We start from the raw sequence: 15,071 nt of genomic DNA, 5'->3' as shown, positions 1-15,071 counted from the left end.
GATCTTGTTTGTGATCTCTTTCGCAAGACTGCCGGTGGTGCTGGCCCAGTCATTCCCTGACCCGGTTCCTGAAGCCTTACAAGCCGGTTTCAGAGTTGAAAAACAGATGCGAGGTGGCGAAACCCACTCGTACCCGCTTGAACTCCCTGTCGGGCACTACCTGAAACTGGTCGTCGAACAAAAAGGGATTGATGTCGAAGTTATTCTGCTTGGTCCAGATGGTGCTGTGGTGCGCCAGATTGACAGCCCCAATGGCACGCAGGGGCCGGAACGTCTGTCCTGGGTGAGTGCGACGGCGGGTGTGTATCAACTCAAGATTGTTTCCCCGACCAAAGATACGCCGGCTGGAACCTATGAGCTGAAAATTCTTTCGCTTGGGCCGGCCTCCACGCTGGATGTGCAAACCCACGAGGTGGAAGCGCTTCTCCAAAAAGTCAGCACCGCCAATCAAGCCGGGAAGTACGACGAAGCTATCGCCCTGGCTACCAGGGCATTGACCCAAGCCGAAGCCGCATTTGGCCCGGAACATCTCCTGGTGGCCGAAGCCGTGAATTACCTGGGGGTGTTTGCGTATCGGAAAAATGAGTTTCCCAAAGCCGAAGCCTTGTACCAGCGAGCATTGACCATTCGGGAAAAGCTGACTGGGCCTGAATCAGAACAGGTGGCTGAAAGTTTATCGAATCTGGCGCTGGTCTCTTACAAAATCGGTGAGTACCCCAAATCAGAACCGCTGTATCAAAAATCACTGGCCATCAAGGAAAAACTGTTTGGGGCTGACCATCCACTGGTAGCGGTGTCGCTGCACAACTTCGGTATTTTGTACCGAGCCTGGGGCGATTACCCCAAAGCGGAAGCAATTTTATTGCGGGCGTTGGCAATGAAAGAGCGCTTTTTTGGAAAGGAGCACCGTGAAGCCGCACTCACGATGAACGAACTAGCCCTGGTCTATCAGCAAACGGCCAGCTATCGTCAGGCTGAGCTCTTGCAAAAACGGGTTCTTGAACTGAATGAAAAAGCACTGGGGCCAAATCATCCTTCGGTAGCGCTGGCACTCAACAATCTCGGATTGACCTATGCCCACCTCGGCGAATATACCCAGGCTGAAGTTTTGTACCGGCGGGCGCTCACCATTCGTGAAAAAGCATTTGGACCAGATCATCCAGGTGTGGCACTCATTTTGGGTAACCTGGGTGGGCTTGCCCATGACCGAACTGATTATGGCAAGGCTGAGGAACTCTTTCACCAGACTCTGGTGATTGAAGAAAAAGTCTATGGTGTTGACCATCCGTTTGTGCTGAATACCCTCAACAATCTGGCATCAGCGTCCCTGAATCAGAAAAAATATGATCAGGCTGAAGCGCTGTACCTGCGTATTCTGGCTGCCCGTGAAAAAGGATTAGGCCCTGACCATCCGGATGTGGCCTGGGTTCTGGCCAGTCTCGCTGTGGTGTATGATCAGCAAGGACTTTATGACAAAGCTGAGATGTTCCTTCGCCGTGCATTAAGTATTCGAGAAAAGGTCTTTGAGGCTGATCATCCTGATATTGCCCAAAGTTATTACCATCTTGGGCGTTTGTATAAAGACAAAGGTGATCTGAAGCAGGCGGAAAACTATTATCAACAGGCACTGGGAATGCAGGAGAAAAGCTTAGGGCCGACGCATCCACAACTCATGGATACACTTGAGGACCTTTCCAGAGTTTCCCAGGCAACAAACAATCTCAATCAGGTACTCAGCTACAAGATTCGAACCCATGAGATCATCGAACTTGACTGGCGACGGAACCTGCTCAGTGGTTCTGAGCGCCAGAAATTACTCTATGTAAACAAGACACTGGTCCATTTTGAGCGACTGATTGACCTGCAAGTACAATCACTACCACAGCACCTGCCAGCGCTCCGGGCCGCGATGCTGGCAGTGTTAAGACGCAAGGGACGGGTTCTGGATGCGATGACCTTGAGTAGAGAGCACCTCCGGGCCCGCGCCACTCCGGCTGACCAGCACTTATTGGATCAGTTGATTGCCGCCAAAACGCAATTGTCCAATTTGGCCTTAAAAGGGCCTGGAAAAGAGGGCAATGATGTTCATCGGGCGAAGCTCAAAGAACTTGCAGACCAGATTGACCAACTCGAAGCCCAGGTGAGCCTTCTGAGTTTTGAATTTCGCGCCCAGTTTGAACCAATTACTATCGAGGCTGTTCAGGCCGCACTTCCGAAAGAGGCGGTTCTGGTCGAGTTTCTCACCTACCGTCCAGCCAATCTCAAACTCAGAGAGTACGAGCCTGCACGCTATATTGCCTATATTCTGACACCGAAAGGCGATCCGAAATGGGTGGATCTCGGGGACGCTGCTGTCATTGATGAACTGGTGATGAAGTTTCGCAGCGCACTGAGTGACCGCAGCCAAAAAGGAATTGCCCGGTTTGTCCCGCTTTCGCAGAAGCTGTACCAGATGGTTTTCAATCCAGTCGTAAAGCTGGCCGGTCAGCCGCAACGGTTCTTTCTGTCACCAGACGGAATGTTAAATGTATTGCCCTTTGCCGCGCTGATGAACCATCGCCAAAAGTATGTGGTTGAGCAGTTTAAATTGACCTATCTAACGAGTGGTCGTGATTTGTTGCATCTCAAGATCAAAGTTCCATCTCAAACGCCGCCATTACTGGTGGTTGATCCGGATTATGCCCACGGTCCAGGGCCGCAATTGCTCGGAGTAACCTATCCGCCGCTGGTTCGTCTCCCAGGAACTGCCCGCGAAGGCAAACGGGTCCAGCAGTATTTTAAAAACACCCAGCTTAAATCAGGAACTGACGCGACTGAACAGGCACTCAAAGCGGTGGATCGTCCGTTGCTCCTGCATATTGCCACGCATGGTTCATTTTTGAGCGATGTGGCCCCACCGACCGTCGAACCTGAATCCCAACGAAATTTGACGCCGGTTGGGTCAGGTTTGGATATGGACCAGGTACGGAACACTCATTCGCTGTTGCGGTCTTACCTGTTTTTTGCCGGTGCCAACGCCCCCAGCACCAGTGACAATGACGGCACCTTGACCGCCCTGGAAGCCGCCAACCTCAATTTGTGGGGCACCAGACTGGTCGTACTCTCGGCCTGTGACACCGGCGTGGGCGATGTCAAAACCGGCGAAGGCGTGTATGGACTCCGGCGGGCGCTCGTCCTGGCCGGGAGCGAATCGCAAATGATGAGTCTGTGGCCAGTTTCCGATCAAGGGACGCAGGTTTTGATGACCGAATATTACCGCCGTCTGAAAGCCAGCGAGGGCCGTAGTGATGCGCTCCAAAACACGCAACTGTGGATGCTCAAAAATCCCCGCTGGAAACATCCGTTTTACTGGGCGTCATTTATCCAATCCGGCGAGTGGAAACCGCTGTCGGAATGAAGAATGAAGAATTGCGAATTGAGAATTGAGAATTGAGAACTTCACGACTGCTGCTTTACTGCGGTGGGTTGACTTCTGTTTTTTTGTCCTTTAAGTCCTTTGATCTGATTTCATCAGGCACAGACCCGCACCCTTCGTGAGCGTTAAAAAATAAGTTCCTGGGAGCGCGGTCACCCTTTTACGTTCAGGTTTTTGGTTTTGCACCGCGACGCGTTGCCGTTCGGATAGGGAGGTCGGTTGGCCGCTTTGGGCCTACCACCGGACTCCCAGGCCACCACCTCTTTTCTCCCCCCGCATTGCCCGCGCCCCGGCGGGGCGCGGGCAATGCGGGGGAAGGTTGGGTGAGCAAACCTTTTCCGGTGGTAGCTCACAAAGCTTCGCAACTGACCGGCTATCCGAACGGCAGCCTTTCAGGATGCTCAATCCGATGCTCAATTTATTTCGTCCCATTTTCCTTAGCTTGATGCATATGGGGCTCGAAGACTCGCCCTGGGCTACGAGCCGTCACCTACTTCGTAGGTTAAGAACCAAAGATGAGTACTACTACTCACAAAAAATGAGTATCTCCCCGGATTCCAAAATACATTCTCATTCGCCACAATGCCGGTGTATTGATTCCAGGCAAGTGATACCAGATTTATATCGTCACCCGCATTCGTTGATCGCTCAATGATTCGAGAAGATGAGTTTGGCAAATTATTGACATCTGGTTCCTGATTGAAAACTGGTATCAATCCGATTGGATCGAACTCGAAAATAAGCAGCATCAGACACGCTGGTCAGGCTACCTGATAACAGTGTAAATCTAACCATTTTGTAATGAAATAACCAAAAAATAAAGAGCTATCTTGTCTGATAGTAAGAGGTTAGCTTTTTATAAATCGTAATGAATGTCACTGGAGGAACTATGAAGAGCAACACTACATTGAAAGTATGGGGACGTCTTGGAATCGCCGTTGTGGTTATAAGTGGGTTGGTAACTGCCGGAACTATCGCACAGGCCACCGGCCCGGTGGCTCAGGACGCCGCCGCGCGATCAACCGAGTTTTCGTACTCGGGCGGCAAAGGGCCAGGGTATTGGGGTGAACTCGACCCAGCCTGGGAAGATTGCGAAGGGAATGCACGCCAATCCCCGATCAACATTGAGCAGTCTACGCCCGATGCGAACCTGGGGCCGCTGGCGCTCAATCTCCATGAAACCGAAATCAACTTGATCAATAACGGGCATACAATTGAGCAAGAGTATGAACCGGGAAGCACGCTTATGTTTGAGGGGGTGGTGTATGAACTGCTCCAATTTCATTTCCATACATTGTCCGAACATGCCATTGATGGAAAACGAGGTGAGATGGAACTCCATGCGGTTTTCAGGAATCAGGAAACCGGCAATCTCGCCGTCATCGGGCAGATCTATAAGCTGGGGAAAGAAAATGAGTTCCTGAAGGCATTTGAACAGATGTTGCCCCGGCATGAAGGTGAACACAACACCTCTGAGACAAAGATCAATGTGGAAGAAGCATTCAAGGATGGACCAGGGTATTTCACCTATCTTGGTTCGTTGACGACACCTCCCTGCTCACCGATTGTGAATTGGATTGTGCTCAAAAAGCGAGCGACGATGTCCGAAGCACAGCTCGAGATGTTTAACTCGATTCTGGGGAATAACTTCCGACCGGTTCAACCACTCAACGGTCGCACCGTGCGTGAGTCTCGATAATGCTGCGTGCGGCTCTGAATGACACCGGCAGTAGTGAGGATAATGAATTTTCAGCCCAAAATTCCTTATCCTCCTGCCGGTGGCTTTCTGTGAGCCAGGTATTCTGTTATTTTGTCAGTCTCTCATTTTGTCAAAGCCGATTGCTGCCGGATATGCGACCTGTGCTGCTGTTCATGATTTGGTTTGGAACGCGGAAATTGGGGTGGCCAGTTTTTCCGGGACTGGTCTTTTTGATATTTTTTTTGCCGCTCCCCATTTGTGCTCAATACCATTTTGATTTGTGGACAACCAACGAAGGTCTGCCTCAAAACGGCGTGCGGTCAATTGCACAAACTCCAGATGGATATGTGTGGGTTACAACGTTTGATGGGCTCGTCCGCTTTGACGGTGTTCGGTTTACCATCTTCAACGTGAGCAATTCCAAGGGCATCCAGAGCAATCTGTTTTGCAATTTGTACGTGGATCCACAAGGCACGCTGTGGGCGGCAACCGCCGACCAGGGGCTGACGACCTATCGCGAGCACCAATTTACCTCCTATACCCAGGCCAATGGTCTCCCTGAAGGGCTGAGAGGTATTCACGTTTTCGAATTCAAGTCCAATTCGCGTGGTGACGTCCTTATTTTGACTGCCAAAGGATGGTACCAACTGTGTGACCGGAAATTCATTTTTGTGGAGGAAGCGGACCAGAATAAACAGCGGAAAACCTACGTGAGTGCGTCCGGAACCCAGTGGACCATTACCGAGCATGCGGTTTACGCCTTGAAGGATGGGCATCAGACGACATATCCACTCGACATCAACTTTCCCGATTTACACCTGACGACCAGGCTCCCAAATTTGCAGGATCAAAACAATGTCTATGAAGACCGCCACGGAAATTTGTGGCTGGGCGACCTGTCGGGATTGTACTGTTTACGGGAAGGGAAGATTACCTTTTATGGTGACGACGATGGTATTCCACCCAACATTTCAATCCATTCATTTTGGGAGGTACCCGATGGCAGTCTCTGGTTTGCCACTGGTGATATTGATTATCCAGGGATTGGGCTGGTGCAGTTTAAGAACAACCGGTTTACCGTCTGGGGGAAAGCGGCGGGACTTTCCGATAATCGGGTGTTATCAGTTTTTCAAGATAGGGAAGGCAACACCTGGCTGGCTACCAATCGCGGGTTGAATCGGTTGCGACACCAGCCGATCAAGACTTACTCGACCGAAAGCGGGCTCGTACACCCTGAAACCTATCCGATCTTACAAACCCGCAATGGGGACATCTGGGTTGGCTCAATTGGTGGATTGACTCAGATTCGAGGCACCAAATTTACGAATTATTCGCTTGGGACACCAAATTTTGACTTTGCCGTTACCGCGTTGTGGGAAGACGCTGACGGATTTTTGTGGGTCGGCACCTTGAACCGCCTGTTTCGGTGGGTGAACGGAAAGCCGAAACCCGTGGTGACCTTCCCTGCTTTGTTAATAACACCGACAGTGGTGCGTTCGGACCGCTCAGGGAATGTTTGGGTTGGTACCGATGGTTCCAATGGCGGATTATTTCAATTTCGGGGTGAAACTCTGGTTGCTCGCTACACCACCAGCGACGGCCTTCCCAGCAATGATATCAGGGTTATCCATAAAGATCGCGCCGGCACCTTGTGGATCGGGACCTATGGTGGATTGGTCCATCTGGTTAATGGAAAGTTTGTGGTATATACCGAAACCAGCGGGTTGGCTGGGAACCGCGTGCGTTCGATTCACGAAGACGATGAGGGAACGCTCTGGATTGGAACCTACGATAAAGGGTTAAGCCGGTTGCGGGACGGACGGTTTTTTACGTATCGAACTGAACATGGACTGTTTGACACAGGCGTGTTTTGTATTCTTGAAGACCATCGAGGGTGGTTCTGGATCAGTTGTAACCGGGGGATTTATCGGGTCAGTCAACACCAACTCAACGATTTTGCCGCTGGCCGCCTGACCAAAGTGCATTGCGTTGCCTATAACCGGCAGGATGGAATGCGCAGTATCGAATGTAATGGCGGGCGACAGCCTGCCGGGATCAAAACCAATGATGGCAAATTATGGTTTCCGACCCAGGATGGCGTGGCGGTGGTTGATCCCGAGGCTGTCGTTGATAACCCGCTGCCACCGCCAGTGCGGGTTGAGTCCGTTATGCTGGAGCGGGAAGCGGTTGATTTCCAAAACGGAATCACCATTGTGCCAGGGCAGGACGATCTGGAAATCAGCTACACCGGGCTCAGTTTTATTAAGTCCGAACAGGTCAAGTTTAAGTACCGGCTGGAAGGTAAAGACGAAGACTGGGTGGATGCCGGTATCCGGCGCACGGCCTATTACACCTACATCCCCCCAGGAACCTATACGTTTCGGGTGATTGCCGCCAACAGCGACGGCACCTGGAATCTGGAAGGCGACCGGATCCAAATCCGAGTTCTGGCGCCGTTCTGGCAACGGGGGTGGTTTTGGCTCATGTGCAGCTTGAGTGTTACCGGAGTTGCCTTTCTCCTCTTCAGAGCCCGCGTCGTGGAATTAAAAAAGCGGCAGGCGGCCCAGATTGCCTTCTCTCGACAGTTGATCGAATCGCAGGAAACCGAGCGCAAGCGGATTGCCGCTGAAATGCACGACAGCCTGGGCCAGCATTTACTCGTGATCAAAAACTGGGCGGTGCTTGGCCTGGCCCTTTCTCCACCTGATGCCCCGAACCGGGGCCAACTGGATGAAATTTCAGAGACCGCCACCACGGCCATCAACGAAGTTCGCCAGATTGTGTATGACCTGCGTCCATATCAACTCGACAAAATCGGATTAACCAAAACCCTCCGCTTTATGGTTGAACAGATCGCGGATTCCTCTGGAATTGACATCACCAGTGAGCTGGACGACCTGGACGGCTGGTTTACCTCAGATCAGGAAATCATTTTCTACCGCATCGTGCAGGAATGCCTCAACAATATCGTGAAGCATTCGGATGCCGAGTCGGCCAACCTGTTGATTCAACACCAGCGCGATGGATTGATGTTTTTCATTCGCGACAATGGACGTGGGTTTGAATCTGGTTCCCTGACCGACCGACCGACCGGGTTTGGGTTGACCGGGTTGGCTGAGCGCGTGCAAATGCTCAATGGTGAACTGACTCTGCACTCGGCGCCGGGACAGGGAACCGCCGTTACCATTCGATTTCGAGAGTAATCCCATTCAGGGTTCAGGGTTCAGAGAAATACAATTGTTTCAATAGTTTAGCCTCCTGGTAAATAGAGGGTGTGATTCCAAAATGGTGTAAAACCAAAGGGACAAAAAGGACGAAAAGGACAAAAGGAAAACCAACCAGATCTTGTAAAGTATAGTTGTCTTGAACCACACCTGTTTCGAAACCCCTGACCCCTGACCCCCATAAGCGCCAAGATAAGGATCGGAGTCCCGCAGGGACGGCATTCAATAGCCGGGGTGCGCAGCCCCCGGTTCCGGTCAGGTCGAGACCCAAGCCCTGCAAGGGCGACATAAAAAGCAAGCGGATCGTTCAAATTTTCCTTATCTTGGCGCTTATGCCCCTGACCCCTGACCCCTAACCCCTAACCCCTAACTCCTAACCCCTTCAATGGTATCAACTTATGCCGCCAGAAATTCGCGTTATCATTGCCGACGATCATCCAGTTTTTCGCCGTGGCCTGCAGATGGTGATTGCTTCTGACCCGATGCTCAACGTGGTCGGAGAAGCCTCAGGCGGTGACGAAGCCGTCTCCATCATCCAGACCCTCCATCCCGACGTGGCCGTGCTTGATATTGATATGCCTGACAAAAATGGCTTTGATGTGGTTCGCAGTGTGCAAATACTGCCGTCCGTTCCAAAGATCGTTTTTCTGACAATGCACCAGGATGAAGCGCTCTTCAACGGCGCCTTTGACCTCGGGGTGCAGGGGTATCTGCTCAAAGACAGTGCTGTGACCGATATTATCAAGAGCATCAAGGCGGTGGCTGCCGGAGAGCATTTCATCAGCCCTTCGTTATCAACCTTCCTGGTCAATCGAAGCCGACGTGGTGTTTCACTGCTGGAGCGTAAACCAACGATTGAAGACCTCACTATGGCTGAGCGGCGCGTCCTGCGACTGATCGCTGAAGACAAAACCTCGAAGGAAATTGCCGATATGCTGTGTATCAGCCTGCGGACCGTTGAGAATCACCGCGCCCATATTTGCCAGAAACTCAATCTTCATGGCACCAACGCCCTCCTCAAGTTTACCCTCGCCCACAAACAAGAGTTATGCTCAGGCTAGGTTCTGTTGACATTTCTTCGCCGCGTAGCGGTGGTTGAATTGAGACCGGTGCTTCAGCGCCGGGAAAGGTCAATTTTTGGATCCATCGCCGCCACCTGATTGCCATTTTCGTTTCCCGGCCTTGAAAGGCCGGTCTAAACTCACCCCCTCCGCTATGCGGCTCAATACACGACCCAAAATGTCAACAGAACCTAATACCAGTTTGTAGTCAGTAGTCAGTAGTCAGTAGTTCACTAAGTTTATTTGATTGAACTATTTGACTATTTTCTAATACGAGGACTTCACTACAAATTGGTATAATATCCTTTTCGGGTTCAGGCTTCGGGCTGAAAACCTTGTCACCTGTCCCCTGTCACTTTGTCACCCTATCACTCCCAAAATAAGTAGCGCTACTCACGAAAAATGAGTAGTGCCCCGGATTCCGGATTTCCTTTCCAGGTCTCACAATGCTTTTCGATTGCTTCCAGGAAAGCACAGAGGGCCGGCGATCTCGTCATGGTTTGCTTTCCTGGTTCGCCAAATTGTTGAAACCTTTGAACCTCCTCGGACCCGGATCCTGAAATGAAACCACTTACTTTGCTGCTGGTATTGAGCACGATTCTGTTGATTGGTATCCCTACTAATCAAACCCAGGCTGGAGCTGAATTCCCGCTTGTCTTTCAAATGCAGGTGGTCATCTTTCAAGACGGAAGCAAACAATTCAGTCTCAACCCTGACCCATTGGAGGGCGATATCCGGGGTAAAGACGATTACCTGCGATGGGAAGATACCGCTTTTCACGGCAAACAGGCGACAGTCATTACTTTTCATATTGTGGCCTGGAGAAAAGATCAGGTCATGGAATTGAAGGAACGGAGGGGTATTGAACTCAACGCCTTTCCTTTGTTTGAAGGATCCACACCGAAAAGAGACCGGCAACGAGAGTATCCGTGTGCTTATAAGATTCAAGTCATCACTTTCAAGCAGAGAAATCCACGGATAGTTATCAATCCTAACCCGATTGAAAGAGCCGATTTAAATGATAAAGCACTGGTGAAGTGCGAAGAGAATCAATTTGATTCTCCAACTGGGGAAAGGTGTACGGTGTGTACCCTCTATTTCCTGGAATGGGATCCGGTCACTGTGAGGCAGGTTGCAAAACTGTCGGAAAAGTAATCCCAGTTCGGGTTCAGGGGATTTGAAGGGATAAATGATGAAAAATCCCTTTGTCCGTTCTGTTTTTCTCGCCTTTTCCAATCCCAACTCCCACATCGCAGTATACCAGTTTGTAGTCAGTAGTTCACTAAGTTTATTTGATTGAACTATTTGACCATTTCCTGATACGAGCATTTCATTGCAAGTTGGTATTATACCATTTTGGAATGAATACGTCGTATTATGGGACAGCTAAGCCATTGAAAAAATTGGATTTCCCTGATCCCTGACCCCGATACCCCATAAGCGCCAGGATAAGGAAAATTTGAACGATCCGCTTGTTTTTTATGTCGCCCTTGCAGGGCTTGGGTCTCGACCTGACCGGAACCGGGGGCTCGTGCACCCCGGCTACCCGATGCCGTCCCTGCGGGACTCCGATCCTTATCTTGGCGCGTATGCCCCGATACCCTGACCCCAAATTGGTATAACTTTATCTTTTTGAAAATCCCTGGTTTCCTGTTCTATGAATCCTCTGATATGGTGCTGGTCTCTCATTTTGTTCAAGCCGATCACTGCTGGATATGCGACAAATGCTGTTGCTGATAACCTGGTTCGGACGGTGGAGCCCAGTCCGTTCGATGATTCTAAAGCTGGTTTTGGTGATTGTCCTCTCACCTTCAATCGCTGTGGCCCAGTATCATTTTGACTCGTGGACCACCGACAACGGGTTGCCTCAAAACGGGTTGCGGACGATTGTCCAAACCCCGGACGGGTATTTGTGGTTCACAACCTTTGACGGGCTCGTTCGCTTTGACGGGGTTCGATTTACGATCTTTAACCGGAGCAATTCCAAGGGAATCCACAGCAATCGCTTTACCAATTTGTATGTGGACAAAGAAGGCACTCTGTGGGCGGCAACCGAAGATCAGTCGCTGACAATCTATCGCCAGGGCCAGTTTACTTCTTACACCCAGGCCGATGGTCTTCCGAAAGGACTCGGCGGTACGCATATCTTCGAATTCAAACCCGGCCCACACGGTGAAGTTTTGATCTTGTCCGCCACCGGCTGGTATCAACTGCGCGGCCAGGAGTTCATCTTTGTGGAGGCGGCAGATCCGAATAAACAGCACAAAATCTACTTTGGACCTTCCGGAACCCAATGGACGGTTACCGAACATGCCGTGTACGCCTCAAAAGACGGGCACCTGACGACCTATTCCCTGGAGATTAACCTTCCTGGCCTTAACCCGACGGCCCAACTTCCCAACATACAGGATTACGACAATGTATATGAAGATCAGCACGGGAATTTATGGCTGGGCGACCTGTCAGGTTTGTACTGCCTGCGCGATGGCGCCGTGAGTTTCCATGGCGAGGATGATGGTATTCCCTCTCGCACGCTTTTTCATTCGTTTTGGGAAGAACCCGACGGCAGCCTCTGGTTTGCCACCGGCAACAGCGATTTTTCAGGGGTTGGGCTCATGCGGTATAAAAATAATCATTTTACCGCCTGGGGGATGGAGGTCGGACTTTCCAGTGATCGAATTTTGTCAGTGTTTAAGGATCGAGAAGGTACCATTTGGCTGACCACCAATCGGGGCTTAAATCGGTTGCGACATCAGGTCGTCAAGCCTTTCCCTCCTGAGGGTGGGGGCAGGTACCGTGAAGTCTATCCGATTTTCCAAACCCGCACCGGTGATATCTACATTGGCTCAAATCGCGGGTTGGCCCAGATTCGAGGCACAAAATTCACGGATTTTCCGATTGAAGTGGGTGAATATGAAAGTCCAATCACTGCTTTGTGGGAAGACGACAGCCAATCGTTGTGGGTTGGGGCGATTGACCATTTGTTTCATTGGGTCAACGGCCAGTTCAGATTGGTGACCGATCTCCCACCTTTTTGTACCCCGGCAGCCATCTATTCCGACCATTCTGGAAAAATCTGGGTTGGCACCAATAAAGGATTATTACAATTCCAGGGAGAGCGGTTAATTGCCCAGTACACGACGAAAGATGGGCTTCCCAGCAATGATATCAAGGTCATTCACAAAGACCGTGCCGGTACATTGTGGATTGGAACGTATGGCGGATTGGCGCGCCTGACGAATGGAAAATTTGAGTCATATACTGAAACCAACGGGCTCGTCAGCAATCGCGTGCGCGCTCTGTATGAAGACAGCGATGGTACGCTCTGGATTGGAACCTATGACAGCGGCTTGAGTCGCTTGCGGCACGGGCAATTTTTTAATTACCGGGTTGAGCATGGACTGTGTGACTCCGGTGTGTTTTGTATTCTCGAAGACCATCGAGGGTGGTTTTGGATCAGTTGCAACCGGGGGATTTACCGCCTCAGTCGCCAGCAACTTAACGACTTTGCCGAAGGTCGTGTGACAGGAATTGATTGCGTTGCCTATAACCGGCAGGATGGAATGCGCAATACCGAGTGCAATGGTGGGACACAGCCTGCTGGGACCAAGACAAATGATGGCAAATTATGGTTTCCGACCCAGGATGGCGTGGCCGTCGTTGATCCAGAATCCGTTGTCAGTAACCCGTTGCCGCCGCCGGTGCTGATTGAATCGGTTGTTCTGGAACGGGAAACTGTGGCTTTTCAAAACGGAATCACCATTGTGCCAGGGCAGGATGACCTGGAAATCAGCTACACCGGGCTCAGTTTTATCAAGTCTGAACAGGTCAAGTTCAAATACAGGCTGGAAGGGAAGGACGAAGATTGGGTGGACGCCGGCACCCGACGCACAGCCTATTACACCTACATCCCACCGGGGACCTATACCTTTCGGGTGATTGCCGCCAACAGTGACGGCACCTGGAATCTGGAAGGCGACCGGATCCAAATCCGGGTTCTGGCACCGTTCTGGCGAAAAGGATGGTTTTGGTTGCTGTGTGGTCTGAGTGTCACCGGAATGGCTTTGCTGTTCTTCAGGGCCCGGGTTGTCAAATTAAAAAAGCAGCAGGAGGCCCAGATTGCGTTCTCTCGACAGTTGATCGAATCTCAAGAAGCCGAGCGCAAGCGGATTGCGGCTGAAATGCACGACAGTCTGGGACAACATTTGCTGGTGATCAAGAACTGGGCAGTTTTGGGACTGGCGCTTTCACCGACCGATGTCCCCAATCGGGATCAACTCAACGAGATTTCAGGAGCCGCCACCACCGCCATCAATGAAGTTCGTCAGATTGTCTATGACCTGCGCCCTCATCAGCTCGATAAAATTGGTTTAACCAAAACACTCAAGTTTTTGATCAAGCAGATTGCGCAGTCCTCTGGAATTTACATAACTAGCGAACTGGACGACGTGAACGGCTGGTTCCCCACCGGTCAGGAAATCATCTTCTATCGGATTGTACAGGAGTGCCTCAATAACATAGTCAAACATTCTCGTGCGAGTTCAGCCACCGTGTTGATCAAATTTGAGAGTGATGACTTGTGCCTTGCCATCACTGATGACGGATGCGGGTTTGAAGTCGGCTCCAGAGTCAATCGTTCTTCTGGATTTGGGTTGACTGGTCTGGTTGAGCGAGTGCAAATGCTTGGTGGTGAACTGACTTTGCATTCAGTTCCAAGTCAGGGGACAAGCGTGACCATTCGATTTCGTCGGGAATCTCTGAAGAGGGGGGCTGGTGCTTGAAACTCTATCCCCTTTGATCTTCTCCCACGCATCATTCATAATCAGCACCTACTCATTCATTCCTCGCTCTGTCAGGACAAAAGTTATGTCGCCAGAAATTCGCATTGTCATTGCTGATGACCATCCCGTTTTTCGTCGCGGGCTTCACATGGTAATTTCTTCTGACCCAACACTCAAAGTTGTTGGAGAAGCCTCTGGCGGGACGGAAGCTGTTTCCATCATCCGCACGACTCAACCTGATGTGGCGGTGCTTGACATTGATATGCCGGACAAAAACGGTTTTGACGTGGTCTGCGAAGTTCAAACCTTGCCTTCTGTACCCAAGATTATTTTTCTGACCATGCACTCTGACGAAGCGCTCTTCAATGGGGCCCTTGATCTGGGTATCCATGGGTATTTGCTTAAAGACAGTGCTGTGACCGATATCATCAATAGTATCAAAGTGGTCGCCAGTGGACAGATCTTCATTAGTTCTGCGTTGTCTCCGTTCCTGGTCAACCGGAGCCGTCCTGCGGACTCGCCCCAGGAGCACAAACCAACGATTCAAGATCTGACACCCACTGAGCGACGGGTGCTGCGGCTGATTGCCGAAGACAAAACCTCAAAGGAAATTGCCGATTTGTTGTTTATTAGTCCTCGTACCGTTGACAATCATCGGGCTCACATTTGCCAGAAGCTCAACCTTCATGGTCCCAATCCCCTTCTGAAATTTGTCCTCACCCACAAACACGAGCTTTGTTCCAGCTAAGAGACTGTAAAAATACAACTTCCCGTTTTTATCGAAAGTCACCCGGAGAGATCCAATTTCAGAACAGGCAACCACGAAATACACGAAAAACACGAAAAAGAAATCCAAAGACTTCAATGGGGTCTGAGCTTTTGTCAGGGAAA

7 protein-coding genes are annotated in these 15,071 nt (G+C 50.8%); all 7 read left to right on the top strand.

Features of this window, described 5'->3' with window-relative positions; genetic code table 11:
* Positions 1-10: 10 nt before the first annotated feature.
* The 7 genes from HY774_03280 (at position 11) to HY774_03250 (ending at position 14,928) form a co-directional block, all read left to right on the top strand.
* Positions 11-3,397 (top strand): CHAT domain-containing protein, encoded by a 3,387-nt coding sequence (locus tag HY774_03280; protein ID MBI4747479.1) that lies wholly within the window; start codon positions 11-13, stop codon positions 3,395-3,397.
* Between the two features lie 907 nt (positions 3,398-4,304).
* Positions 4,305-5,114 carry a carbonic anhydrase family protein gene (locus HY774_03275; GenBank protein MBI4747478.1) on the top strand — a complete coding sequence of 270 codons (810 nt, stop codon included), beginning with the start codon at positions 4,305-4,307 and terminating at the stop codon, positions 5,112-5,114.
* Positions 5,115-5,356: 242 nt separating this feature from the next.
* The gene (locus HY774_03270; GenBank protein ID MBI4747477.1) at positions 5,357-8,317 is read left to right on the top strand and encodes a hypothetical protein; all 2,961 of its coding nucleotides are present in this window, start codon (positions 5,357-5,359) and stop codon (positions 8,315-8,317) included.
* A 419-nt stretch (positions 8,318-8,736) separates the two neighbouring features.
* On the top strand, positions 8,737-9,399 hold the full coding sequence (locus tag HY774_03265; protein ID MBI4747476.1) for a response regulator transcription factor: 663 nt from the start codon (positions 8,737-8,739) through the stop codon (positions 9,397-9,399).
* A 561-nt stretch (positions 9,400-9,960) separates the two neighbouring features.
* Positions 9,961-10,554, top strand: a complete 594-nt coding sequence (locus HY774_03260; GenBank protein MBI4747475.1) for a hypothetical protein — start codon at positions 9,961-9,963, stop codon at positions 10,552-10,554.
* A 569-nt stretch (positions 10,555-11,123) separates the two neighbouring features.
* Positions 11,124-14,180: a hypothetical protein gene (locus HY774_03255; GenBank protein ID MBI4747474.1), complete on the top strand. Its 3,057-nt coding sequence runs from the start codon at positions 11,124-11,126 to the stop codon at positions 14,178-14,180.
* 85 nt (positions 14,181-14,265) lie between these two features.
* Positions 14,266-14,928: a response regulator transcription factor gene (locus tag HY774_03250; protein ID MBI4747473.1), complete on the top strand. Its 663-nt coding sequence runs from the start codon at positions 14,266-14,268 to the stop codon at positions 14,926-14,928.
* Positions 14,929-15,071: the final 143 nt, after the last annotated feature.

The organism is Acidobacteriota bacterium (assembly GCA_016208495.1).
GTDB lineage: Bacteria > Acidobacteriota > Blastocatellia > Chloracidobacteriales > Chloracidobacteriaceae > JACQXX01.
The sequence above is the reverse complement of the archived record's forward strand: the minus strand, read 5'-3'. Positions and strand labels throughout refer to the sequence as shown.

What these genes read in the sequence shown, in the direction of transcription:
- HY774_03275 (MBI4747478.1), top strand. Translation starts at nt 4,305, where the DNA reads ATGAAGAGCAACACTACATTGAAAGTATGGGGACGTCTTGGAATCGCC.
- HY774_03265 (MBI4747476.1), top strand. Translation starts at nt 8,737, where the DNA reads ATGCCGCCAGAAATTCGCGTTATCATTGCCGACGATCATCCAGTTTTT.
- HY774_03260 (MBI4747475.1), top strand. Translation starts at nt 9,961, where the DNA reads ATGAAACCACTTACTTTGCTGCTGGTATTGAGCACGATTCTGTTGATT.
- HY774_03255 (MBI4747474.1), top strand. Translation starts at nt 11,124, where the DNA reads ATGCTGTTGCTGATAACCTGGTTCGGACGGTGGAGCCCAGTCCGTTCG.
- HY774_03250 (MBI4747473.1), top strand. Translation starts at nt 14,266, where the DNA reads ATGTCGCCAGAAATTCGCATTGTCATTGCTGATGACCATCCCGTTTTT.